Source organism: Nonomuraea rhodomycinica, from assembly GCF_013363995.1.
In the GTDB taxonomy this organism is placed as follows: domain Bacteria; phylum Actinomycetota; class Actinomycetes; order Streptosporangiales; family Streptosporangiaceae; genus Nonomuraea; species Nonomuraea rhodomycinica.
In genome coordinates this window covers 272,198-294,999 of record NZ_JABWGO010000007.1, presented here as the reverse complement: position 1 = coordinate 294,999, position 22,802 = coordinate 272,198, and the positions used below count along the sequence as shown (strand labels likewise).

At 73.7% G+C, this 22,802-nt stretch carries 22 protein-coding genes; 11 read left to right on the top strand and 11 right to left on the bottom strand.

Going from position 1 to position 22,802, the window contains the following annotated elements:
- The first annotated feature begins 110 nt into the window (after positions 1-110).
- The 3 genes from HT134_RS27525 (at position 111) to HT134_RS27515 (ending at position 7,719) form a co-directional block, all read left to right on the top strand.
- The gene (locus HT134_RS27525) at positions 111-4,436 is read left to right on the top strand and encodes a HAMP domain-containing hybrid sensor histidine kinase/response regulator (RefSeq protein WP_246365528.1); all 4,326 of its coding nucleotides are present in this window, start codon (positions 111-113) and stop codon (positions 4,434-4,436) included.
- 66 nt (positions 4,437-4,502) lie between these two features.
- Positions 4,503-6,869: a SpoIIE family protein phosphatase gene (locus HT134_RS27520; RefSeq protein ID WP_312888476.1), complete on the top strand. Its 2,367-nt coding sequence runs from the start codon at positions 4,503-4,505 to the stop codon at positions 6,867-6,869.
- A gap of 85 nt (positions 6,870-6,954) precedes the next feature.
- Positions 6,955-7,719 (top strand): LamG domain-containing protein, encoded by a 765-nt coding sequence (locus HT134_RS27515; RefSeq protein ID WP_175603349.1) that lies wholly within the window; start codon positions 6,955-6,957, stop codon positions 7,717-7,719.
- Positions 7,720-7,864: 145 nt separating this feature from the next.
- On the opposite strand, the gene HT134_RS27510 is transcribed toward HT134_RS27515, so the two are convergent.
- Positions 7,865-8,266, bottom strand: a complete 402-nt coding sequence (locus HT134_RS27510) for a hypothetical protein (RefSeq protein ID WP_175603348.1) — start codon at positions 8,264-8,266, stop codon at positions 7,865-7,867.
- Positions 8,267-8,454: 188 nt separating this feature from the next.
- Here HT134_RS27510 and HT134_RS27505 point away from each other — a divergent pair, with 188 nt between their 5' ends.
- The 3 genes from HT134_RS27505 to HT134_RS27495 all read left to right on the top strand — a co-directional run bounded on the left by HT134_RS27505 (position 8,455) and on the right by HT134_RS27495 (position 10,687).
- Complete coding sequence (locus tag HT134_RS27505) at positions 8,455-8,892, top strand: nuclear transport factor 2 family protein (protein ID WP_246365526.1); 438 nt, start codon at positions 8,455-8,457, stop codon at positions 8,890-8,892.
- A 207-nt stretch (positions 8,893-9,099) separates the two neighbouring features.
- A complete protein-coding gene (locus tag HT134_RS27500) occupies positions 9,100-10,377 on the top strand; it encodes a glucokinase (RefSeq protein ID WP_175603347.1) in 1,278 nt (425 codons plus the stop codon).
- A 154-nt stretch (positions 10,378-10,531) separates the two neighbouring features.
- Positions 10,532-10,687: a hypothetical protein gene (locus HT134_RS27495; RefSeq protein ID WP_175603346.1), complete on the top strand. Its 156-nt coding sequence runs from the start codon at positions 10,532-10,534 to the stop codon at positions 10,685-10,687.
- A 273-nt stretch (positions 10,688-10,960) separates the two neighbouring features.
- Here the strand turns inward: HT134_RS27495 and HT134_RS27490 are convergent, their stop codons facing one another.
- Both HT134_RS27490 and HT134_RS27485 read right to left on the bottom strand, forming a co-directional pair.
- Complete coding sequence (locus HT134_RS27490) at positions 10,961-11,374, bottom strand: pyridoxamine 5'-phosphate oxidase family protein (protein WP_175603345.1); 414 nt, start codon at positions 11,372-11,374, stop codon at positions 10,961-10,963.
- A gap of 124 nt (positions 11,375-11,498) precedes the next feature.
- Positions 11,499-11,912 (bottom strand): winged helix-turn-helix transcriptional regulator, encoded by a 414-nt coding sequence (locus HT134_RS27485; protein WP_175603344.1) that lies wholly within the window; start codon positions 11,910-11,912, stop codon positions 11,499-11,501.
- 124 nt (positions 11,913-12,036) lie between these two features.
- Here HT134_RS27485 and HT134_RS27480 point away from each other — a divergent pair, with 124 nt between their 5' ends.
- The gene (locus tag HT134_RS27480; RefSeq protein ID WP_175603343.1) at positions 12,037-12,891 is read left to right on the top strand and encodes an SDR family oxidoreductase; all 855 of its coding nucleotides are present in this window, start codon (positions 12,037-12,039) and stop codon (positions 12,889-12,891) included.
- Positions 12,892-13,019: 128 nt separating this feature from the next.
- Complete coding sequence (locus HT134_RS27475; RefSeq protein WP_175603342.1) at positions 13,020-13,973, top strand: NAD-dependent epimerase/dehydratase family protein; 954 nt, start codon at positions 13,020-13,022, stop codon at positions 13,971-13,973.
- A gap of 41 nt (positions 13,974-14,014) precedes the next feature.
- Here the strand turns inward: HT134_RS27475 and HT134_RS27470 are convergent, their stop codons facing one another.
- From HT134_RS27470 to HT134_RS27445, 6 genes are all read right to left on the bottom strand, one after another.
- Entirely contained in the window at positions 14,015-14,509 is a 495-nt protein-coding gene (locus HT134_RS27470) for a hypothetical protein (RefSeq protein ID WP_175603341.1), read from the bottom strand.
- 112 nt (positions 14,510-14,621) lie between these two features.
- The gene (locus HT134_RS27465; RefSeq protein WP_175603340.1) at positions 14,622-15,335 is read right to left on the bottom strand and encodes a helix-turn-helix transcriptional regulator; all 714 of its coding nucleotides are present in this window, start codon (positions 15,333-15,335) and stop codon (positions 14,622-14,624) included.
- Positions 15,336-15,346: 11 nt separating this feature from the next.
- Positions 15,347-16,357 carry an alpha/beta hydrolase gene (locus HT134_RS27460; RefSeq protein ID WP_175603339.1) on the bottom strand — a complete coding sequence of 337 codons (1,011 nt, stop codon included), beginning with the start codon at positions 16,355-16,357 and terminating at the stop codon, positions 15,347-15,349.
- Positions 16,358-16,469: 112 nt separating this feature from the next.
- Complete coding sequence (locus HT134_RS27455) at positions 16,470-17,483, bottom strand: NAD(P)/FAD-dependent oxidoreductase (RefSeq protein ID WP_175603338.1); 1,014 nt, start codon at positions 17,481-17,483, stop codon at positions 16,470-16,472.
- Positions 17,480-18,010, bottom strand: a complete 531-nt coding sequence (locus HT134_RS27450; protein ID WP_175603337.1) for an isoprenylcysteine carboxyl methyltransferase family protein — start codon at positions 18,008-18,010, stop codon at positions 17,480-17,482. The genes HT134_RS27455 and HT134_RS27450 overlap by 4 nt, the downstream gene beginning before the upstream one ends.
- 4 nt (positions 18,011-18,014) lie before the next feature.
- A complete protein-coding gene (locus HT134_RS27445; RefSeq protein WP_175603336.1) occupies positions 18,015-19,067 on the bottom strand; it encodes a type III polyketide synthase in 1,053 nt (350 codons plus the stop codon).
- 161 nt (positions 19,068-19,228) lie between these two features.
- Here HT134_RS27445 and HT134_RS27440 point away from each other — a divergent pair, with 161 nt between their 5' ends.
- On the top strand, positions 19,229-20,089 hold the full coding sequence (locus tag HT134_RS27440; protein ID WP_175603335.1) for a UbiA family prenyltransferase: 861 nt from the start codon (positions 19,229-19,231) through the stop codon (positions 20,087-20,089).
- Positions 20,090-20,092: 3 nt separating this feature from the next.
- Here HT134_RS27440 and HT134_RS27435 read toward each other — a convergent pair whose 3' ends face one another.
- Complete coding sequence (locus tag HT134_RS27435; protein WP_312888474.1) at positions 20,093-21,262, bottom strand: geranylgeranyl reductase family protein; 1,170 nt, start codon at positions 21,260-21,262, stop codon at positions 20,093-20,095.
- Between the two features lie 92 nt (positions 21,263-21,354).
- Here HT134_RS27435 and HT134_RS27430 point away from each other — a divergent pair, with 92 nt between their 5' ends.
- Both HT134_RS27430 and HT134_RS27425 read left to right on the top strand, forming a co-directional pair.
- Positions 21,355-21,894: an acyl-CoA thioester hydrolase/BAAT C-terminal domain-containing protein gene (locus HT134_RS27430; protein WP_217708407.1), complete on the top strand. Its 540-nt coding sequence runs from the start codon at positions 21,355-21,357 to the stop codon at positions 21,892-21,894.
- Between the two features lie 85 nt (positions 21,895-21,979).
- A complete protein-coding gene (locus HT134_RS27425) occupies positions 21,980-22,348 on the top strand; it encodes a nuclear transport factor 2 family protein (protein ID WP_175603334.1) in 369 nt (122 codons plus the stop codon).
- 108 nt (positions 22,349-22,456) lie between these two features.
- On the opposite strand, the gene HT134_RS27420 is transcribed toward HT134_RS27425, so the two are convergent.
- Positions 22,457-22,792: a cupin domain-containing protein gene (locus tag HT134_RS27420; protein ID WP_175603333.1), complete on the bottom strand. Its 336-nt coding sequence runs from the start codon at positions 22,790-22,792 to the stop codon at positions 22,457-22,459.
- Positions 22,793-22,802 lie beyond the last annotated feature (10 nt).

Below are 22,802 nucleotides of genomic sequence, written 5' to 3'. Positions count from 1 at the left end.
CTGACCGTGCCAAACGACTGTTTACTTGCCGGTACATTCGCAGCGCGGCCAAGCGACCGGCCGCCCGTTATGCCCCATATGGCGATAATGATGTTCGAGCATGCGCCCGCATGCGGTTCAGCGGAACGAGGGTGGAGATGGGCGAGACGACGGCCGGCGGCTCCCGCCAGCAAGCACGCCCCGGCCGGGGTGTGAGCAAGGCGCAGGAGCCTGAGCTCCGGCAGCTGCTGGCCGGGCTGACCGCCGTGCGCGACGGCGACTTCGGCACCAGGCTGCCCACCGACGACGGTGGCCTGCTGGGTGAGATCGCCCTGGTCTTCAACGGCATGGTCGACCAGCTCTCGCTGTTCACCTCCGAGGTGACCCGCGTGGCCCGCGAGGTCGGCACCGAGGGGCGGCTGGGCGGCCAGGCCGAGGTGCCCGGCGTGTCGGGCACGTGGAAGGACCTGACGGAGTCGGTCAACGCCATGGCCGGCAACCTCACCAGCCAGGTGCGCTCCATCGCCGAGGTCACCACGGCCGTCGCCAAGGGCGACCTGTCGCAGAAGATCACCGTGGACGCCCGGGGCGAGATCCTGGAGCTGAAGAACACCGTCAACACGATGGTCGACCAGCTCTCCTCGTTCGCCGACGAGGTCACCCGCGTCGCCCGCGAGGTCGGCACCGAGGGACAGCTCGGCGGCCAGGCCGACGTGAAGGGCGTCGCGGGCACGTGGCGCGACCTCACCGACTCGGTGAACTACATGGCCGGCAACCTCACGGCCCAGGTCCGCAACATCTCGCAGGTCGCCACCGCCGTGGCCCGCGGCGACCTCTCCCAGAAGATCACCGTGTCGGCCCGGGGCGAGATCCTGGAGCTGAAGAACACGCTGAACACGATGGTCGACCAGCTCTCCTCGTTCGCCGACGAGGTCACCCGCGTCGCCCGCGAGGTCGGCACCGACGGCCGGCTGGGCGGCCAGGCCGACGTGAAGGGCGTGTCGGGCACCTGGAAGGCGCTGACCGAGTCGGTCAATGTCATGGCCGACAACCTCACCGCCCAGGTGCGCTCCATCGCCGAGGTCACCACCGCGGTCGCCAAGGGCGACCTGTCGCAGAAGATCCGGGTGGACGCCCGGGGCGAGATCCTGGAGCTGAAGGAGACCATCAACACGATGGTGGACCAGCTCTCGGCCTTCGCCGACGAGGTCACCCGCGTCGCCCGTGAGGTCGGCACCGAGGGACAGCTCGGCGGCCAGGCCACCGTGCGCGGCGTGTCGGGCACGTGGAAGGACCTCACCGACAACGTCAACTTCATGGCCTCCAACCTGACCGGCCAGGTGCGCTCCATCGCCCAGGTGGCCACCGCGGTCGCCAAGGGCGACCTGTCGCAGAAGATCACGGTCGAGGCCAAGGGCGAGGTCGCCGCGCTCGCCCAGACGATCAACACGATGGTCGACACGCTGTCCGCGTTCGCCGACGAGGTCACGCGGGTGGCCCGCGAGGTCGGCACCGAGGGACAGCTCGGCGGCCAGGCCCGGGTGCCCAACGTGGCCGGCACCTGGAAGGACCTCACCGACAACGTCAACTCGATGGCCGACAACCTGACCAACCAGGTCCGCTCCATCGCCCAGGTCACCACGGCCGTCGCCCGCGGCGACCTCACCAGGAAGATCGACGTGGACGCCCGCGGCGAGATCCTGGAGCTCAAGACCACGATCAACACCATGGTCGACCAGCTCTCCTCGTTCGCCGCCGAGGTCACCCGCGTGGCCCGCGAGGTGGGCAGCGAGGGCCGGCTGGGCGGCCAGGCCGAGGTCGAGGGCGTCTCGGGCACGTGGAAGCGGCTCACCGAGAACGTCAACGAGCTGGCCGGCAACCTCACCCGCCAGGTGCGCGCCATCGCCGAGGTCACCAGCGCCGTCACCTCCGGCGACCTGACCCGCTCCATCACGGTCGACGCCGAGGGCGAGCTGGCCGACCTCAAGGACAACATCAACTCGATGGTGGGCTCGCTGCGCGAGACCACGCGGGCCAACCAGGAGCAGGACTGGCTCAAGTCCAACCTGGCCCGCATCTCCAGCCTCATGCAGGGCCACCGCGACCTCAGCGCCGTGGCCGAGCTGGTCATGAACGAGCTGGCCCCGCTCGTGTCCGCGCAGTACGGCGCGTTCTTCCTCGCCGAGGAGGCGCCGGGCGGCGCGGTGCTCAAGCTCATCAACGCCTACGGCTACCCGGCCGACCCCCAGCGGCCCGAGCGGTTCGGGCTGGGCGAGTCGCTGGTCGGCCAGGCCGCCCGCACCCGCCGCACGATCGCGATGGACGGCGTCCCGGCCGACTACGTCAAGGTGTCCTCCGCGCTCGGTGAGACCGCGCCCACCTCGGTGATCGTGCTGCCGATCGTGGTGGAGGAGCAGGTGCTCGGCGTCATCGAGCTGGGCTCCATCTACGCGTTCACGGCGGTCCACCGGGCGTTCCTGGACCAGCTCATGGAGGCCATCGGCGTCAACGTCAACACCATCATCGCCAACGCCCGCACCGACGAGCTGCTGGTCGAGTCGCAGCGGCTCACGGCCGAGCTGCAGGCCCGCTCGGAGGAGCTGCAGAACCAGCAGGAGGAGCTCCAGCGCTCCAACGCCGAGCTGGAGGAGAAGGCGGCGCTGCTGGCCAGCCAGAACCGCGACATCGAGACCAAGAACCTGGAGATCGAGCAGGCCCGGCAGGAGCTGGAGACCCGCGCCCAGCAGCTCGCCCTGGCCTCGAAGTACAAGAGCGAGTTCCTGGCCAACATGAGCCACGAGCTGCGCACCCCGCTCAACAGCCTGCTCATCCTGGCCCAGCTCCTCGCGCAGAACCACACGCGCAACCTCACCCCGAAGCAGGTCGAGTACGCGAGCATCATCCACTCGGCCGGCTCCGACCTGCTGCAGCTCATCAACGACATCCTCGACCTGTCCAAGGTCGAGGCGGGCAAGATGGACATCGCGCCCGAGCGGGTGCCGCTGCGGCAGCTCCTCGACGACATCGAGGCCACGTTCCGCCCGATGACGACGCAGAAGAGCCTCGACTTCGTCGTCACCACGGCCGCCGGGGTCCCGGTGGACGTGCTGACCGACGACTCCCGGCTCCGCCAGATCCTGCGCAACCTGCTGTCCAACGCGGTGAAGTTCACCGAGACGGGCAGCGTGGAGCTGCACATCGAGCCGGCCTCGACCTCCGAGGTGCCCGCTTCGGTGCGGATGCACGGCTCGGCCATCGCCTTCCGCATCAAGGACACCGGCATCGGCATCGCCGAGCAGCACCTGGAGGCCATCTTCGGGGCGTTCCAGCAGGCCGACGGCACCACCAGCCGCAAGTACGGCGGCACCGGGCTCGGCCTGTCGATCAGCCGCGAGATCGCCTACCTGCTCGGCGGCGCGATCACCGCGCAGAGCGCGCCGGGCAAGGGCAGCGTGTTCACCCTCTACCTGCCGGTGGCGCGCCCCGACTTCGACGAGCCGCCCGCGGGCTCGGCCGCGCAGGAGCGGCCCGCGCGCGAGGCGCTGGAGGCCGGCTCGGCACCGGCCGCCCCGCCCGTCCCGGCACCGCAGCCGCAACAGCAGCGGCGGCTGCTGGTGATCGAGGAGCGCGACCGCGGGCTGCTGTCGCTGGTGGCCGAGAGCGCGGTGGCCGACCTGGCCAACAACCGCGACCGGGGCGACCTGCGCGGCCCCGTCGAGGTCATCACCGCCGTCGGGGTGCAGGAGGCCGCCACGGCGCTCGCCGCCCAGGCGTACCACTGCATCGTGCTGGAGCTGGACATGGCCGACGGCGCGGCGCTGCGCTTCCTGGAGGACATGGACGGCGACTCGGCGCTGCGGGGCGTGCCCGTGCTCGCCTACAACAACTGGCGGCTCGACCCCCGGCAGGAGTCCAACCTGCAGGCCCGCACCGGCACCCAGCCGCTCGAACTGCTCTCCAGCCTGGACGAGCTGCGCGAGCGCATCGCGCTGCACCTGTCGGCCGAGGGGCCGCACGACGTGCTGCCGCTGGTCCGGCCCGAGGAGGTGCACCGGCAGGTCACGCAGGAGATCGACGACACGCTCGCCGGCCGCACGGTGCTGGTCGTGGACGACGACGCCCGCAACCTGTTCGCGCTGACCGGCATCCTGGAGATCCACGGCCTCCAGGTGCTGCACGCGGAGAACGGCCGCAAGGGCATCGAGACCCTGACCGCCCACCCCGAGATCGACCTCGTCCTGATGGACGTGATGATGCCGGAGATGGACGGCTACGCGGCCACGGCGGCCATCCGCAAGATGCCGCAGTACGCCGACCTGCCCATCATCGCGGTGACGGCCAAGGCGATGCCGGGCGACCAGGAGAAGAGCCTGGCCTCGGGGGCGAGCGACTACGTGACCAAGCCGGTGGACGCGGACGACCTGCTCGCCCGGATCCAGCGCTGGCTGAACCGGTAGCCCTGAGGGGTGTCATCCGGCCCGCCCGGCTCGTCAGCCGGCCCAACCAGCGTCGAGGAGCAAGACGTGCACGACCCGCAGCAGCCCGCCGATGAGGGCACCCGCCTCGGGCGGCTGGCCGCCACCGTCGAGCGGCTGCGCCGCGAGGTGCGCGAGGCGCACGCGGCGGCCGACGGCCGTGCCCTGATCGAGCTGGCCAAGGGCATCCTGGTGGAGCGGCTGGGCTGCAACCCGGGCGAGGCCGCGAGGCAGCTCTCCTCACTCGCCGAGCAGGCCGGGCTCTCGCAGCTCGAACTGGCCGCCGACATCGTCAACCAGGCCGCGCAGGACCGGCTGACCGAGGCGGCCAGCCAGTTCGTCAGCGCGGCCACCGGCCAGGGCTCGCCCGCCGAGGGGGGCGAGCCGGGCGACGGCCGGGTGTCGGTCGCCGTGCGGCTGCGCACGGCGGAGAGCGGCGTCCTCGCCGCGGACGACACCCAGGCGGTCAGCGAGTCGTTGCTCCAGCACGCGCTCGCACCGCTCGGCGCGACGGCCGTCGCCGTGTGGGCGGCCGGCACGGACGGCTCGCTCACCCTGGCCGGCGCGGCCGGGTTCGCGCCCGGGGAGCCGGGCCGGTGGCGGTACGTGCCGCCCGGCGTCGCCACGCCCGCCCGGCAGGCGCTGGTGGAGCGGGGCACCGTGTGGTTCGGCGACGTGTCGGAGGCCGGGCTGCCGTCGATCGGCCAGCTGCCCGAGGAGCGCGGCGGCCGGGTCGTGGTCCCCGCGGGCACCGGCGGGCGCATCCTCGGGGTGCTGGAGATCGTCTGGCCGCATCCGCTGCCGCCGCAGCCGCCGGTGCTGCAACGGCAGGTGGAGGCGCTGGCCGAGCTGATCGCCCACACCCTGGAGGACCACCCGGAGACGCGCTGGATCCCGCGTCCGCCCGATTCCGAGCTGCTCGACCTGGCCAACGGCCTGCACGACCCGGCCCTGGTCCTGCGTCCGCACCTCGACGCCGACGGCCGCCTCGCCGACTTCCGCATCCAGCACGTCAACACGAACTTCGTCGACTTCGCCGGCCGTCCGCGCAGCGCGGTCAACGGGGCGCTGCTGCTGGAGGCGTACCCGCTGGCGGCCGGCGAGGGCGGCCTGTTCGAGAAGATCGAGCGCGTCCACGCCACCGGCGAGCCGTTCCGCGCCGAGCGGATGCCGCTGACCGCCATCATCGACCAGGTGCCGCTGACCGCGGTCGCCAACGTCAGCATCAGCCGCCACGGCGACTGCGTGCTGCTGCTGTGGCGGGTGCTCGACGAGGCGGCGCGGGTGGCCGGCCTGCTCCAGCACGCGCAGCGGCTCGGGCGCATGGGCGGCTTCGAGGAGAACCTCGTCACCGGCGAGATCACCTGGAACGGCCAGCTCTTCACCCTGCTCGGCCTGCCGCAGACCGCGCCGCCCATCCCGCTCCAGCAGCTCCCGAGGCACGCGCACCCGGACGACGCCGTGGCGCTCGGCCGCTTCCTGCGCGCTCTGATGCACCACCAGCGGCCCGCGTCCACGGCCTTCCGGCTCCAGCGCAGCGACGGCGTGTCGCGGCACATCCGCGTGGTCGCCGAGCCGGTCCTCGACGTCCACGGGCGGCTCCTCGGCGTGCGCGGCGCGTACCAGGACATCTCCGCGCAGCACTGGACGGAGGTGGCGCTCGCCGCCACCCGTGACCAGCTCGCCCACACCGAGCAGCAGGCCGCCGAGCGCAACCGGCTGGCCCTGCAGCTCCAGCAGGCGATCATGCCGCCCACGCACGGCCCGATCGAGGCGTTCGACCTGCGCATCGCGGTCCGCTACCGGCCCGCCGAGGAGGAGCACCTGGTCGGCGGCGACTGGTACGACTGCGTGGTGCTGCCGTCCAAGCAGGTGCTGCTGTCGCTCGGCGACGTGGCTGGCCACGGCATCGAGGCGGCCACCGGCATGGTCGTCCTGCGCAACGCCTTGCGCGGTCTCGCCACCACCGGGGCCGGGCCCGCTCAGCTCCTGACCTGGCTCAACCTGGTCGCCCACCACCTGACCGAGCAGGTGACCGCGACGGCCGTCTGCGCGCTGTTCGACCCGGAGACGCGCGTCCTGCGCTGGGCGCGGGCCGGGCACTTCCCGCCGATCATGTTGCGCGACGGCGAGGCGTCGGAGCTGCCGCTGATCGAGGGTGTCCTGCTGGGGGCGCTGTCGGAGGCCAGGTTCGAGGAGGGCAGCGTGCAGCTCCACAAGGACGACGTGCTGCTCATGTACACGGACGGGCTGATCGAGCGCAAGGACCGCAGCCTGGAGCACTCGCAGCGCCAGCTCCTGACGGTCGCCACGGCCGAGGTGTCGTCGCTGGAGCAGCGGCTGGACCACCTGCTCACGTACAGCAAGTCCGACACGGACGACGACACCTGCGTCATCGGCATCCAGCTCCGCTGAGAGCCTCGCTGACGGCACCGTTGACGACGCGCCGCGCTCGGGCGGGCGTTGACCGGAGCGCCGGGGCGCTGCTGCACTGGGCGTCATGGCGAGGGTGCTGTCCGTGCTGGCCGGGCTGGCCGTGGCCCTGGGCGGCGGCGTGGCCTCGGCCGCGTCCGGGCGTCCCTGCGCGGTGCGCTACGACGGCGCCATGGCGGCGCCCGCGCTGGTCGCCGACCGTACGTTCCACGCGCGTCACGGCGCGGTGGTGACCGCGCACGGCGGACGCGTGCTCTCCCTGCCGCGCGGCGGGGGCGACCGGTTCCTGCGCTTCCCCGGCGGCGCCTGCGCGACGGCCCCGTGCCCGCAGGCGATCGTCCGGCCCCTGCGCTCCGGCGGGCTCGTGCCGGACGGCGGGACGGGACGGTTCAGCTTCGGCGCGGACGTGCGGCTGACGGCCGAGCCGCCGGAGCGGGCCGGCATGAACGTCTGGCAGCACGGACTCGCCGGGCCGGGGCACGCGCAGTGGAAGCTCCAGGTGGACGGCGGCCGGCCGTCGTGCCGCTGGTCAGACGGCACGCGCGTGGTGCTGCTGGGGGCGGGCTCGTACCGGCTGGCCGTCGGGCGGTGGTACCGGCTGCGGTGCGCGCGGCTGGGGACGGCGCTGTTCGAGCTGCGGGTCCTCGACGCGGCGACGCGCGAGCCGGTGACGCCGCCCGCCCGGACGGTCGCGCCGATGGGACCGATCGCGCCGCTCGGCGGGGCCACGATCGGCGGCAAGCGGGTGCGCGCCGACCAGGCCGACGAGTCGACCGACCAGTTCCACGGCGACCTGGACGAGGTGTTCTTCCGCGGCGCGACCACGGAATGAGCATGCTGTCCTTCCGCGGCGCGACCACGGAAGGAGCATGCTGTCCTTCCGCGGCGCGGCCACGGAAGGAGCGTGTTGTCCTTCCGTGGCGCGACCGCGGAGCGAGTACCCCCTCCTCCGAGGCGACCGCGGAGGAGGCGGCGCGCTAGTCGACGCGCTCGGCGTTGGAGTCGTAGCCGCCACCGCCCGGGTAGACCCAGGCTCCGGTGAGGGTGCGGTCGTCCGGGCTGAAGACGCCCCGGAAGTAGGCGGGGGAGTCGCGCTCGCCCGCCCAGATGGTGAGGGTGTCGCCGGCGAGCTCGTAGGTGTAGTCGAGGGTGCTGCCGTCGTCTCCGTAGTAGCGGGACTTGATGTCGGCGCTGGGCTCGGCCATCAGCTTCCGCTCCCGGCCGATGATCTCGATGCCGTGGGTGTCGCCGAGCTGGACGTCCTGCTGGAGGAAGAAGTCGTTCAGCCAGCGGTACGTCACGGTGCCCTCGTGTCCCCCGGAGATCTTCCAGGTGCCGACGAGCCTGGACAGGGCCTGCAGTGCGGGGTCGTTGATCATCTTCGTCTCCCTTGGGTCGTCTGATGTGCAGACCGATGCCGGCGCGGAAACTCATCGGTCCGCGGATTATCTGTTTTTTGCGAAACTTCCTCAAGGTAGGGAGGCGCATTACCCCGCGGGTAATCGACTCCGGTCAGGCGCGGTCGCGAGACTGGGGTCGCACCACCGCGCAGAGAGAGGAACGCCTGATGAACGCCACCCGTGAAACCGTGGCCGAGCTGCTCGGCCGGATGGCCAAGGGTGACCACGACGGGGCCGCCGAGCTGTTCGCCGAGGAGATCGACTGGCAGCTCGACTGGCCGGAGGGAGAGCACCCCGCGACCCCGTGGATCCGCCGGCGCACCGGCCGGGGCGACGTGGCCGGGCATTTCCGCATGCTGGAGGAGTACCACGTGCCCGAGCTGAACGGCACGTCGGTGGCGCGGATCCTGGTGGACGGGCCCGACGCGGTCGTGCTGGGACACATCAGGCAGACCGTACGGGCGAACGGGCGCGCCTACACCTCGCCCTTCGCGCTGCACCTCACGGTCGAGGACGGCCTGATCACGCGCTACCACATCTACGAGGACAGCCTCACCGTGGCCCGCGCCCATCGTCCCATCCCGGAAACCGATATTTCCGAATAATTCTCATTATGTCGCTGCGCTTTTCCGACGCCCCGCGAGAAATGCCGCCCAGAATCCCCGGACATATTCCGGATTGAGCCGTCCGACGCAGGGCGCAAATGTCATGATGTGCTCCGTACCGCCGCTCGACGGAGCCGTTCCCGGCTTCCGCGCACCACCTCCCACGACAGGGTGCGGCTCGCCGCCTTCGCGGACGGAGACAGGATCTTGCCTGAGGATCGGTCCGGCGGCCGGCCCGGGGGCCGGCTCGACCGTCGGCTCCCGCCCGTCGAGCCGGGCGGCTCGGGCCTGGCCGGGGTGGACGCCGGGGGCATGACGGCTCTGGTGCGACACGAGCCCACGGGCGAGACCATCGGGTTCCGGGCGGCCGACTTCGGCTCGCTCGACGCCCTCCTGCACCACTGCCTGACGATGATCGGGCGGACGCCCCGGCTCCTGGTCGCGGGTGTGGCCGGGCAGCCGCGCCCCGACGGCGACGTCCGCGTCACCAACCGGCCCGACTGGCCGCTCTTCCGGCGCGACCGCTTCGCCGCGACGTACGGGATCCAGGTGGAGACCGTGAACGACATGGAGGCGATGGTCGCCGGCGTCGGAGAGCTCGACGAGAACGCCTGCCAGCGCCTCACCCCCGGCCTCGGCACGAGCCCGGGAACGCCGGGGGCTCCCGGCCACGGCCCGGGAGCGGTCGCGGGCCCGGGAGCGGTCGCGGGCCCGGGAGCGGTCGCGGGCCCGGGAGCGGTCGCGGGCCCGGGAGCGGGACAGCCGGCGGGCGGGCGGGCGCGGCTGGTCGTCGCCGTGGACTCCGGGGTCGGCGTCGGCCACCTCGACCCCCACGGGCGCCCGCACGGCACCGAGGGCGGCCACATCCCCTGGCAGCCGCGCACCCGCCGCGAGAGCGACTACCTCGCCTGGCTGCGCGAGCGCCGGAGCGGCTCCCGCGCCCCCGCCTCCGTCCCCGCCCCGCACGTCTCCGTGGAGGAGTCGATCTCCGGGGCCCGGGGGTTCACGCACCTGTACGACTTCGTGGCCCTGAGCATCGACCCCGCCCCGCTGCTCGCCGCGGGGGTCGAGCGCGCGAGGAGCGAGCGGCTCGGCATCGCCCCGCTCGTCATCGCCGGCGCGCTGGCCGGTGACGAGTTCTGCGTCCAGGTGATGCGGCTGTTCGGCGGGATCCTGGGGCAGTTCCTGCGCTCGATGGCGCTGGTGACGCTCGGCCGGGGCGGCTCGGTCTGGCTGTGCGGGAGCGTGCTCCGGTCGCCGGGGGTGGCCGACTTCCTCATGGCCGACGGCTGCCTGATGGCCGCCTTCCGCCCGGCGGGCGCCGAGCACGCGGATTTGATGCACGAGATTCCCGTCCATCTGGTCCACGACCGCGAAATCGGCGTCAGAGGCGCTCTCCTGCTCGGCCGTTCGCGATTTCAATCCGCCGGGCGGCATCGACCTGATGATTTTTCCGTCGCGCCGCCTTTACCCGGGACGACGTGACGGTCCGCCTCTAATCCTTATTGACGTGTTGAAGCTGGAAATCATTGGCGGCGTGCATTAGTGGGGATACGCTCATTATCAACAGCCCGGCGGGGCCCATAGGCCGTCAACCAGCGGACCCCGCCGGACCATTACCCGCCCGAAGGAGGGCGTCATGCCGAAGTCCTCTCGCAACCTGAGGATCAGGATCGACGGAGAGTTCCGGGTACGGCCGCCGCGCCGCACCTTTCTCGTCGTCGGCCTGATCGCCGTAGTCGTGACCATCGTCCTGGTAACCGGTGACAACGCGACGGTCCAGCTCTTCCTGTGACCGGCGGCGCAAGGCCGCCCGCCCTCGCGGCGAGCGGCCTGACGCGCCGGCGCGCACGCCGACGACGGGCCCGCAAGGCGACTCCGATGCGCTCATGATACCCCGGGGCCCGGAAAACGAAAGGGCCGCGGCGCCCATTCACAACGGCCTTCTTCAGGCCGCCGGCATTCCGAAGACTTTCCGGTGGGAGCAGTTTGGCATTGCGCGCCGCGGGTGATGTCCACGGCGTTTTCCGGCGCGTCCCGCGCAGGGAATTCCGGGGTGGCGGGCGGGCTACGACGCGGCGGGCACCAGCTCGAATCCGGTCACCATTTCCGGGCGGATGCGGATCACCTGGTCCATCTCTCCCGCCACCCAGGGGGTGAGCCGCTCCCGATAGAGGGCCGCCTCCTCCGGATCCTCCACGAGCCGGGCGACACCGGTGACGATCACGCTCCAGCCGAGCCGCTCCGCCACGTCCAGCTCGTCGGCCTCGAAGGCCACGACGGCGCCGGCGGGCGCGACCTCGGCGCTGATGACGGTGCCGGGGTTGGAGCGGATGACGATGTGCCCGTCCACCACGATGTGGTTCACCGGGCGCACCGCCGGGAGGGCGTGGCGGGTGAAGACGATCCGGCCGAGGGGCGTGCCCGCCAGCAGCCGCAGCGCGTCGGCCTGCGACAGCTCCTTGAGGTCTCGCGCGGTCATCTCACCGGCCCGCCCGCCGTCATGCGCAACATCCGAATGCGGAACATCCGAACAGTCTCCTGGCCGGCGACTCGCGGGGATAAGGGCCAAAAGTCCCTTTATTCCGGGAAATCGGCCATCTGCGTCACCCGGAGCGCCGCTCGTCGTACGCGGCCTGCGCCTTCAGCACCTCGGGCATCTCCCCCTCCAGCAGCTCGATGAGCGCCCACAGCTTCACGGCGGTGCGCTCGCCGAGCGGGGTGAGGCTGTAGTCGACCCGCGACGGGAACCCCTCGCGGGCGCTGCGGTGGACGAACCCGTCGCGTTCGAGCGCCTGCAGCGTCTGCGTGAGCATCTTGTCGCTCACCCCGTCGACGCGGCGGCGCAGCTCGTTGAAGCGCATGGGGTGCTCACGCAGGCCGAGCAGGACGAGTGAGCCCCAGCGGCCGGTGATGTGCTCGAAGGTCGCGCGTGAGGGGCAGGCGCGGGCGAAGACGTCGAACTCCAGCGCCGGCAGAGTCCGCTCCGCCTCCGTGGCGGGCTGTGCGAGTGCTTCCATGCCCTGATGCTACCCCCTGGTTAGCACTTTCTTTTAGTTTGCACTTTCTCAGAGAAAGTGCCAAGGTGGGGGTGTCCGCACGACAGGGGGTCCGCCCCCGCAGACCACCAGGAAAGGGACAACCATGTACGTCGTCACCGGAGCCACCGGAGCCTTCGGCCGCCTCGCCGTCAAGGACCTGCTCGACCGGGTCCCCGCCGACCAGGTCGCCGCCGTCGTCCGCGACAAGGACAAGGCCGCCGACCTGGCCGCCCTCGGCGTCGAGATCCGCCTCGCCGACTACGGCGACCCGGCGAGCCTGCGCTCCGCCTTCGCGACCGGCGACCGGGTGCTGTTCATCTCCGGCAACGAGGTCGGGCGGCGCCCCGCCCAGCACCAGGCGGTCGTCGACGCCGCCAAGGAGGCCGGCGTCGGCCTCCTCGCGTACACCGGCATCCTCGGCGGCCCCAAGGCCGACTTCGACCTGGCCCGCGACCACCAGTACACCGAGCAGGCGATCCTCGACTCCGGCCTGCCGTACGTGTTCCTGCGCAACGGCTGGTACTCCGAGGTCTACACGCAGAACCTCGACCAGTTCCTGGAGCAGGGCGCCATCCTCGGCAGCGCCGGCGACGGCCGGGTCGCCTCCGCCGCCCGCGCCGACTACGCCGCCGCCGCCGTCGCCGTGCTCACCGGCGAGGGCCACGAGAACAAGGCGTACGAGCTGAGCGGCGACGTCGCCTGGAGCTTCGACGAGTTCGCCGCCGAGCTGTCCCGGCAGTCCGGCAAGGAGATCACGTACCGGGCCGTGACCCCCGAGCAGCAGCGGGAGATCCTCGCCGGCGCCGGCGTGCCCGAGCCGATGATCGCCTTCCTGCAGGACATCGACGGCGCCATCGGGCGCGGGCTGCTCGCCGTCAGGACCGGCGAGCTGTCGCGGCTCATCGGCCGCCCGACGACCCCGCTGGCCGACAGCATCGCCGCCGCCCTGCGCCCCTGACCTCCCCCGCCGGGCCGGAGGTCGGCGCTCCGGTCCTCCTGCGCCGCGCCGGAGCCCACCGCTCCGGTTCCCTCCGCCCGGCCGGCGGCCCTCGTACGGGGGCGGGCCGCCGGTCTAGGCTGTGGCGCATGCGCGTAGCGGTGATCGGAGCCAGCGGACACATCGGCACCTACCTGGTCCCCCGGCTGGTCGACGCCGGCCATGAGGTGGTGGCCGTCAGCCGGGGCAAGCGGGAGCCGTACACGCCCCACGGCGCCTGGCAGCGGGTCACCACCGTGACCGCCGACCGCGAGGCCGAGGAGGCGCGCGGCGAGTTCGGCCGGCGCGTCGCCGAGCTCGACGCCGACGCGGTCGTCGACCTCATCTGCTTCACCGAGGACAGCGCCCGGCAGCTCGCCGAGGCCCTGACCGGGCGCGTCCGCCACTTCCTGCACTGCGGCACGATCTGGATCCACGGCCCGAGCACCCGGGTGCCCACCACCGAGGACCGTCCACGCCGCCCCCTCGGCGAGTACGGCCGCCAGAAGGCCGCCATCGAGGCGTACCTGCTCGACCGGGCGCACCGCGACGGCTTCCCCGCCACGCTGATCCACCCGGGCCACATCGTGGGGCCGGGCTGGGTGCCGGTCAACCCGGCGGGCAACCTCGACCCGGGCGTCTTCCAGGCCCTGGCCGACGGCGACGAGGTCACCCTGCCCAACCTCGGCATGGAGACCGTCCACCACGTCCACGCCGACGACGTGGCGCGGCTGTTCATGGACGCGCTGGCCAACCCGTCGGCGTCCGTCGGCGAGAGCTTCCACTCGGTCTCCACGACCGCGCTCACGCTGCGCGGCTACGCCGAGGCGGTGGCGGGCTGGTTCGGCCGCGAGGCGCGGCTGGCGTACCTGCCGTGGGAGCGCTGGCGCGAGACGGTGCCGGAGGAGCACGCCCGCGTCACCTACGACCACATCGCGCACAGCCCGCACTGCTCGATGGAGAAGGCCGCGCGCCTGCTCGGCCACCGCCCCCGCCACACCTCGCTGGAGGCCGTCGCCGAGGCCGTGGACTGGCTGGTGCGGGAGGGCCGCATCACCCGCTGACCGCGCCGGTCAGCGGCCGGGGTGGTCAGCCGTCACGCCGGTCAGTGGCCGGCGACGAACGTCTTCAGCAGGACCACGATCAGCCCCAGCACCAGGTTGATCACCGCCGACGCCATGATCCCGGTCCTGTCCGACCCCGCCGTGACCGCCGCCGCGACGGCCCAGGCCACCTGGCTCGCCACCGCCACCCCCAGCGCCACCCACGTGGCCACGGCGTCCGACAGCCCCAGCGCCCAGGCGATCGCCGCCGCCGCGGCCGGGGGGAACGCGGCCTGGGCGACCGGCCACTCCACCCGTCCCGCCGCGCGGACCCTGCGCCAGGTCATCGGGTGCAGGCCGTGCTCGACCAGCCGGACGTACACGTGCGCGATCCAGAACACCACCCCCGTGCTGATCAGCAGAGCCACCAGGTCGGCGGCCGTGCTCGGCGTGCCGGCCGCGCTGCCGGCGACCACGGACGCGGCCAGCAGCGAGCCGTACACGGCGCCCCCGTACTCGACGTGCTCCGGGGCGGCCTCGCTCTCGCGCGCGTTCATGGCACCAGTGTCCCGGCGGGCTCCACCGGCCGACAGTGCGGCGTGCGGGCCTATGCCCAGATTTGGGACGACCGCCGGGTGCGGCCACCGCCGGGAGCGCGAACGGCGGCCGTCATCGGACGCTGAGCGTGCGCAGGCTCTCGGCGTGGCGGGCCCGGCCGGCCAGCTCGTGGTCGAGATCGTGCATGGCGCGTACGGGCGCGCTCTCCTCCCGCAGCTCGGCCGCCGTGATGCGGTCCAGCCGGAAGCCGCGGCCGGCCCGGCGCTCCCGGCACCATCCGATCAGGTACCACGACCCGGACGCCGCCAGCAGCCCGCTCGGCTCGACCTCCCGCTCGCTCTGCCTGCCCTCGGCGTCGGCGTAGCGGATCCACACCACCCGCCGCCGCGCCACGGCCTGTTCGACGGCGGTCAGGACGCCCGCGGGCGCGCCGCCGGGCAGCACGTGCACGCGCTCGGTCAGCGCCCGCACCTCCTCGGCCGCCGACGCGCCGAGCGCGGCGGCCAGCTTGCGCATCGCCCCGGGGCCGGCGGCCGAGAAGGGGGTGGCGTGCTCGGCCCCGGCCAGCGCCGCCGCCACGGCCAGGGCCTCGGCGGCGGTGAGGTTGACCGGCGGCAGCGTGGTGTCGCGGTCGACGAACCACCCGCCGTGCCGCCCGGCCTCGGAGCGCACCGGCGCGCCGGCCTCCATCAGCGCCTGCATGTCGCGCTGCACGGTGCGCCGCGACACCCCGAACCGGGCCGCCAGCCAGCCCACGGTACGGGGACGGGGCGCGATCGCGCGCAGCTCCTCGACGAGGGCGTACAGGCGTTCGGTGCGGTTCATGGCTTCACACGTTAGACGCCGCCGCCGGCGTTGACCGCGGCGCGGACGAACTCGTGCTGCGCGGCCAGCTCGCGGCGGGCGAGCGTGGTCGGGAAGAGGGTGAATCCGTGCCAGCCCTCGGCGGCCACGACCAGCTCGGTCTCGTTCCCGGCGGCCCACCAGCGGGCCGCCATGAACAGCGTGTCGTCGAGCACCGGATCCTCGGTGCCGACCACGAACCGGGCCGGTGGGAGCCCGCGCAGGTCGGCGTGCAGCGGTGAGATGTCCGGGTCGAGCCGTTCCTCCGCCGACCGGCCCGGCAGCGTCCGCTCATGGAACCAGGCGAGGACCGGGGTGTTGATCAGCCGGTTGCGCTCGCCCGCCCCGCGGGCGCTCGGGGTGCCGAGTGCCAGGTCGTACGTGCCGAAGGAGAGCTGCGCGGCCCGGAACACCTCGGCGGGCGGCACCCCGTGCCGGTCCCGCAGCCGTACCAGGGTGGTGACGCTGAGGCGGGCGCCCGCGGACTCGCCGCCGATCACCAGCCGGTCCGTGCCGAACTCGGCGGCGGCGTTCTCCACCAGCCACAGAGCGGCCTGCGCCGCGTCGTCCGTGCCCGCGGGGTACGGGTGCTCGGGAGCCAACCGGTATTCGACGCTGAGCACGGCCACGTTGGCCGCCTGCGCCAGGTCGCGCAGCCGGGAGTCCTGGCCGTCGGCTGAGCCGATCACGCCCCCGCCGCCGTGATAGTGCAGGTACACCCCGTCCGGCTGCCCTCCGCCCTCGGGGACGACGACCCGCAGGGGGACCCGGCGGCCGTCCGGCGTCGTCACGGTACGCCACCGGGCCTCGGGGAGCAGGACGACGGGAGGGAATCCGCCGCCGCCCGAACGGCGCTCCTCCCGGGCGGCCGGCGCGTCGTCCTGGAGGTGCAGGGGCGTCTGGCGGTCCAGCATCCGCTCCGTCCGGGCGTTGACGGCGCGCGTCTCGGCCAGCTCGTCGGGGTCCAGACCGGTGAGAGTGCCGGAGAAAGAGAGAGTCGTCATGAGGACGACGATGGCGGGAGGGCGCGACACCGTTGTGTCACGGTTGCGTCCGTGATCCGCGTCACACAGGGCCGGTTCCAGGAGAGGCCGCCAGGACGCGCCGCGCCCGGTCTCACGACAGCGCGCGGACCGTGGCGGTGAACACGGCCGGGAGGCGCTGGGCGGCCGGCACGACCAGGCGGGCCGTGCCCGGACGGCCGGCAACGTACACCAGCGCGCCCGTGAGCAGCCGGTGCGCCCGCGAGATCCGCGCCCATGCCCGCTCGTAGTCCCGCGGCCGGCCCCGCCGCAGGGAGTCGACCAGGGCCCGCGCGCACCGCGCCGCCAGCGACACCCCCTCGCCGGTGAGCGCGTCGGTGTAGCCGGCGGCGTCGCCCACCAGCAGCACCCGCCCGGCGACGCGCGAGCGCACGCGCTGGCGCAGCGGCCCGGCGCCGCGCACCGCCGTCGCCGGCGCCCCGTCCAGGCGGGCCAGCAGGCCGGGGAACGCCTCCAGGTGCTCCTCGTAGCCGCCCCGGCGGGTGCTGAGGATCGCCACCCCGACGAGGTCCCCGGCCACCGGCGTCACGTACGCCTCGCCGGCGCCGGACCAGTGGACCTCGACGTGGTCGTTCCAGGGGGCCACCCGGTAGTGGCGGCGCAGGCCGTACCGGCGTGGCCGCGCGTCGGGCAGGCCGAGCCCGAGCGAGCGGCGGACCGGCGAGTGCAGGCCGTCCGCCGCCACGAGCCAGCGGGCGCGCAGCCCTGCCGCCTCGACGCCGTCGCCGTCCTGGCGCACGGCCGACACCCGGCCGGTGACGGTCTTGACGCCCAGCTCGGCGGCGCGGCGGGCGAGGGCGGCGTGCAGGACGGTCCGCCGCACCCCGAGTCCCTCGGCGTCGTGGAACGCGGCCCGCGCCGAGTGGCGGCCGTCGAGGTAGTGGATGCCGCGCAGCGGGCGGCCCGTCAGCTCCACGCCCATCGCCGTCAGCGCCGCCACCCCGCCGGGCATCAGGCCCTCGCCGCACGCCTTGTCCACGGGCGTGGCGCGCGGCTCCACCACCACCGCCTCCATCCCGGCCAGGGCGGCGTGGATCGCGGTCGCCAGGCCGGCGGGCCCGCCCCCGGCCACGAGGACGTCGATCACGCGGCGGCCCGCCCGGCGGCCATGGCCAGCGCCGCGTTCTCGCAGCGGATGCGCACGACCATGAGGACCGCGTTGAGCACGGTGAACGCCAGCGCGGTGATCCACGCGGTGTGGACGAGCGGCAGCGCGGCGCCCTCCACGACCACGGCCACGTAGTTGGGGTGCCGCAGCCACCCGAACCGGTACGGCCCGCGCGTCACGAGCGGCAGCCCCGGCACCACGATCACCTGGGTGTTCCAGCGGGGGCCGAGCGCCGTGATGCACCACCAGCGCAGCGCCTGGGCGGCGACGACGAGCGCCAGCATCGGCCAGCCGAGGGCGGGCAGGAACGGCCGGTCGGCCAGCGCCACCTCCAGCGGCGCGCCGGCGAGCAGGCCGGTGTGCAGGGCCACCATCCAGGGGTAGTGGCCCTGGCCGGTGACGACACCGCCGCGTTCGCGGCTCCAGCGGGCGTTGCGGCGGGCGATGCGCAGCTCGGCCAGGCGTTCCAGGCCGACGAGCAGGACGAGCGTCAGATACCAGAGCATGGGGTCACCAGCGCAGGAGGACGAGTTCGGAGCAGAAACCGGGGCCCATCGCGAGCAGCAGCCCGTACTCCCCGGGCCGCGGGCGCCGCTCGTCGAGCGTGTCGCCCAGCACGTGCAGGACCGACGAGGACGACAGGTTGCCGTTGGCGGCCAGGGACCGCCAGGTCAGCTCCAGGGCGCCGGCGGGCAGGTCGAGCACCTCGGCCACGGCGTCCAGTACCTTGGGCCCGCCGGGATGGCACACCCAGACGGCCATGTCGCGCGCGGTGAGCCCGTGCCCGGCGAGGAAGTCGCGCACGTCGTCGGCCAGGTAGCGGCGGACCATGTCCGGGACGCTGGCGTCCAGCAGCACGCCGAACCCCGTGTCGCGCACCTCCCAGCCCATGACGTGCGCCGAGTCCGGGTACAGGTGCCCGCGCGTGGCCACCACGGCCGGCCCGTGCGCCGCCCGCTCGGCGCCGCAGGCCACCACGGCCGCCGAGCCGTCGCCGAACAGCGCGCTCGCGACCAGGTTGGCGGGCGAGGAGTCGCCGCGCTGCACGGTCAGCGAGCACAGCTCGACCGACAGCAGGACCGCGACGTGGTCGGGCCAGCCGCGCAGGTAGTCGTGCAGCCGGGAGATCCCCGCCGCCCCGGCCACGCAGCCGAGCCCGAACACCGGCAGCCGCTTGACGTCGGGCCGCAGCCCGACCCGCTCGACCAGGCGGGCGTCCACCGAGGGCGCGGCGACGCCCGTCACCGACGTGAACATGATCATGTCCACGTCCTCCGGTTCCAGCCCGGCCGCCTTGATCGCCCCGCTCACGCTCTCGGCGCCCAGCTCGACGGCTGTGGCGATGTACGCGTCGTTGGCCGCGCCGAACCCGTCGAGCCCGGCGTACTCCTCGATCGGCAGCGCGAGGTTGCGGAAGTCGACGCGGGCGCTGCGGTGCAGCCGGTCGAGCAGCCGCCGGTCGGCGCCGTCGGGCAGGCACATCCGCGCCGCCATGTCCGTCAGCTCCGCCTGGGGGTAGCGGTTGGGCGGGAAGGACGTACGGACGGCAGCGATACGGGTCATGTGCGGTCTCCGGCTCGTGGCGCTGTACGACTCCGACCTTCCGGACGCTTCCCCTTCGGACGACCGCTAAGCCATCGAGATGACCACATTCCCCTGCCTTTTCGATCATCCCGGCAAGGCGCGGCCCACGACGGTGTGCGGTGGCGGCCTACGATCGGGGGGTGACTGGCGGTGAGGCGGTGCGGCCGGGCGGCCTGTGGCGGACGGCCGCCGGGCTGGCGCGGGCCTGCCATCCCGGCCCGACCGTCGCGGTGACGTCCCTGGTGACCGCGCTCGCGGTGGCGAGCGGGCGCGACGCGGCCGGCTGCGCGCTGGTGGCCGCGGCCGTGCTGGCCGGGCAGCTCTCGGTCGGCTGGTGCAACGACGCGGTCGACGCCCGTCACGACGTCGCGGCCGAGCGGGCCGGCAAGCCGATCGTGGACGGCACGGTCAGCGCCGCCGCCGTGCGGAACGCCGCGTTCGTCGCCCTCGCCCTGTGCGTGCCGCTCTCGCTGGCCTCCGGGCTGCTCGCCGGGTCCGCGCACCTCGTGGGCGTGGCCGCCGCGTGGGCCTACGACCTGGGGGTGAAGGCCACGGTCCTGTCCTGGGCGCCGTACGCGGTGGGCTTCGGTTCGCTGCCCGCCTTCGTGACGCTCGGCCTGCCTGGACACCCGTGGCCGGCGTGGTGGGCGGTGACCGCGGCGGCCCTGCTCGGGTGCGGCGCCCACCTGGCGAACGTCCTGCCCGACATCCCGCACGACCTCGCCGCCGGGGTGCGCGGGTGGCCGCAGCGGCTCGGCGCGGAGCGCACCCGGCTGCTGGCCCCGCTGCCGCTGCTGGCCGCGACGTGGCTGCTGGTCTTCGCGCCGCCGGGCGAGGCCGGTGTCGCGGGATGGCTGGCGGTGGCGGTGACGGGGGCGCTGGTGGCGGCGGGGACGCTGCTGCACGGCCGGTCGGCCCGGGCGCCGTTCGCCGCCGCGATCGGGGTGGCGGCGGTGGGCGTCCTCGTCCTGCTCGCCAACGGTCCTTCCCTGGTCGCCTGAGGTTCACCCGCGACGAGCGCCGGGGAGCAGGTTCGACACGGACTCGCGCAGCCAGCGGCGGCCCACGGCGAGCGCCATCGGCAGCGGCACCATCCCCGCGCCCAGCCCCACCTCCACCAGCAGGTCGAACACCTCCTTGCGCCGGGCCGCCGTGCCGATGGCCGCGTCGATGAACCCGGGTGACTGGGCGAGGCGGGCCAGCACGTCGGTGGTCCGCAGGTGCGGACCGAGGGCGGCGCGCAGCTTGCGCCGGTAGGCGGGCAGCGGGTCGGCGGGCGCCTCGACGGCCGCCTCGCCCGCCAGCCGTCCCGACAGCAGGGCGTAGTAGATGCCCTCGCCGGTGAGCGGGTTGATCAGGCTGGCGGCGTCCCCGGCGAGCATGACGCGGCCCGCGCCCGGCGCCGGCCGTCCGGACGACAGCGGCAGGTGATGGGCGCGCAGCTCGCGGGCCGGGCGGTCGGGCAGCAGCTCGGCGAGACGGCCGTGCAGCACCTCCCGGCCGGGCGTGCCGAGCGCGTGCAGCCGGGGCAGCAGCATGCCGAAGCCGACGTTCGCGGTGCCGTCGCCGATCGGGAACGACCAGGCGTAGGCGGGCCAGCCCTCCTTCTGCATGGCGATGAGCTGGGCGTCGTCGGAGCCGGGCACGTCGGCGTACCCGCGTACGGCGATGGCCGTGTGCTGGGCCGCGTTGGGCGGGATGCCGACGAGCCGGCGGACGGCCGAGTGGGCGCCGTCGGCCGCCACGACCGCGCGGGCGGCGATGACCGCGTCGATGACCGGGTACGGGCCGGACTGGTCGATCACGCGGACCCGGTGGCGGCGTACCTCGACGCCGCGGGCCCGGGCGGCCTCGACCAGGCGGGCGTCGAACACGCGGCGCGGCACGACGTGGTTGGGCCGGGCCGCCTCGGCGCTCACCCGCGAACCGCTCGGCGACACCACGGACAGGCGGGAGGTGGGCCGGTAGTCGTCGATCAGGCCGGGCAGACCGAGCAGGGCCAGCTCGTCGCGCCCGTGGGCCGCTATGCCGTCGCCGCACGCCTTGTCACGCGGGAAGCCGGCCTTGTCGAGCAGCAGGACACGGGCGCCCGGGCGCAGTTGCCGTGCCCGCAGCGCCGCCGCCGCGCCCGCCGGCCCGCCGCCCACGACCACGAGATCCCAGACGTCGTTCACATCCGGACTGTGCCACGCCGGCCCCCGCCGAAACCGCCCGGCGGGTGACCACTCGCTGGGGTCACGCCGCGGCGGGGGCCATCATGCGTGCGGTGGAGAGGTACACGGCGGTCTCCCCGGGCGCCCGGACCGGGGTTCTGGTACTGGCCGGGTCCAGCGGCCGGATCGAGTCACAGCGCTGCGACCTGCTGGCGCGGCACGGCGTGACCGCGATGTCCGTCCGCTGGTTCGGCGGGGCGGGTCAGCCGCCGGGCATCTGCGAGGTGCCGCTCGAGACGTTCGTCGCGGCACTCGACCTGCTGGCGCAGACGGGTGTGTCGCGGCTGGCGGTGCTCGGGAGCTCGAAGGGCGCGGAGGCCGCACTGACGCTCGCCTGCCTGGAGCCGCGCGTGGACGCCGTCGTCGCCCTGTCGCCGTCGTCCGTGGTCTGGGCCGACGTCGCCCCGTACCCGGCCGAATGGCCCGATCACGGGCCGGCGCCGACGTCCTGCTGGTCGCGGGCGCGGACGACCAGATGTGGCCGTCTCCGTCGTTCCTGTACGGGGGATCCGCCGCGGCTGACGCGGCCCTGGGAGCGGAGGCCTGGCCGCACGTCCTGGCTGTGCTCGGTGCATGACCGGCGAAATACCTGAGCAACTACCTAAGCGCGACAGATTCCCCGTCGACGGCGGCTCCGTAACTTTGTGGTCAGAACGAACGACCACGAAGGAGAGCAAGATGAGCGACATCAACGAGCTGGTCCAGCGCTACCTCGCCGCCTGGAACGAGACCGACGCGACGGCCAGGCGGGCCGCGCTGGCGGAGGTGTTCGCCGAGGACGCCACCTACACCGACCCGCTGGTGTCGGTGCGCGGCCTCGACGGCCTGGACGCGACGATCGCCGCCGTCCAGGGCCAGTTCGGCGGGCTGGTCTTCAGCCTCGGCGGGGCCGTGGACGCCCACCACGACATCGCCCGGTTCACCTGGAACCTGGGTCCGGAGGGCGGCGAGGCGCTCGCCGTCGGGTTCGACGTCGCGGTCGTGGGCGAGGACGGCCGGATCAGCCAGGTGCTCGGCTTCCTCGACAAGGTGCCGGCCGGGGCCTGACACCGGCGGGCGGAGCCTGACGTCGGCGGGCGGACCCGGTCACCGGTCCGCCCCCGCCCCGACGACCACGACGACCACGACGACCACGACGATCGTCGCCGGGCCCGGTCACACGTCGTAGTTGAAGCCGAAGGCCCGCACGCCGGTCTCGGAGCGGGGCCGATGGCTGGTCCTCGGCCCGAAGGCGACGTAGGTGCCCGGGCCGTGGGTGCGCTCGCCCTCGATGAGCTCGCCGTGGACCACGAAGTACGCCTCGCCGTACGTCTCGTGGACGTCCAGCTCCGGCCACTCCGCGCCCGGCGCGAGATCGACGACCCAGGTCCTGATCCCCTCCATCCCCGGGAGCATCCGCACGTGCACTCCGGGGCCGAGCTCCACCGCGGGGACGGCGTCGACGTCGACGGGCAGTGTCTGCCCAGGTAGGACCTGTTCTGGCGGGGTCATCGGGCCAAGG

Excerpts from the sequence above, each read along its gene's own strand:
- HT134_RS27425 (WP_175603334.1), top strand. The coding sequence starts at position 21,980 with ATGAGCGACATCAACGAGCTGGTCCAGCGCTACCTCGCCGCCTGGAAC.
- HT134_RS27420 (WP_175603333.1), bottom strand. The coding sequence starts at position 22,792 with ATGACCCCGCCAGAACAGGTCCTACCTGGGCAGACACTGCCCGTCGAC.
- HT134_RS27510 (WP_175603348.1), bottom strand. The coding sequence starts at position 8,266 with ATGATCAACGACCCCGCACTGCAGGCCCTGTCCAGGCTCGTCGGCACC.
- HT134_RS27515 (WP_175603349.1), top strand. The coding sequence starts at position 6,955 with ATGGCGAGGGTGCTGTCCGTGCTGGCCGGGCTGGCCGTGGCCCTGGGC.
- HT134_RS27490 (WP_175603345.1), bottom strand. The coding sequence starts at position 11,374 with ATGACCGCGCGAGACCTCAAGGAGCTGTCGCAGGCCGACGCGCTGCGG.
- HT134_RS27495 (WP_175603346.1), top strand. The coding sequence starts at position 10,532 with ATGCCGAAGTCCTCTCGCAACCTGAGGATCAGGATCGACGGAGAGTTC.
- HT134_RS27450 (WP_175603337.1), bottom strand. The coding sequence starts at position 18,010 with ATGCTCTGGTATCTGACGCTCGTCCTGCTCGTCGGCCTGGAACGCCTG.
- HT134_RS27480 (WP_175603343.1), top strand. The coding sequence starts at position 12,037 with ATGTACGTCGTCACCGGAGCCACCGGAGCCTTCGGCCGCCTCGCCGTC.
- HT134_RS27460 (WP_175603339.1), bottom strand. The coding sequence starts at position 16,357 with ATGACGACTCTCTCTTTCTCCGGCACTCTCACCGGTCTGGACCCCGAC.
- HT134_RS27465 (WP_175603340.1), bottom strand. The coding sequence starts at position 15,335 with ATGAACCGCACCGAACGCCTGTACGCCCTCGTCGAGGAGCTGCGCGCG.
- HT134_RS27470 (WP_175603341.1), bottom strand. The coding sequence starts at position 14,509 with ATGAACGCGCGCGAGAGCGAGGCCGCCCCGGAGCACGTCGAGTACGGG.
- HT134_RS27525 (WP_246365528.1), top strand. The coding sequence starts at position 111 with ATGCGGTTCAGCGGAACGAGGGTGGAGATGGGCGAGACGACGGCCGGC.
- HT134_RS27505 (WP_246365526.1), top strand. The coding sequence starts at position 8,455 with ATGAACGCCACCCGTGAAACCGTGGCCGAGCTGCTCGGCCGGATGGCC.
- HT134_RS27445 (WP_175603336.1), bottom strand. The coding sequence starts at position 19,067 with ATGACCCGTATCGCTGCCGTCCGTACGTCCTTCCCGCCCAACCGCTAC.
- HT134_RS27475 (WP_175603342.1), top strand. The coding sequence starts at position 13,020 with ATGCGCGTAGCGGTGATCGGAGCCAGCGGACACATCGGCACCTACCTG.
- HT134_RS27485 (WP_175603344.1), bottom strand. The coding sequence starts at position 11,912 with ATGGAAGCACTCGCACAGCCCGCCACGGAGGCGGAGCGGACTCTGCCG.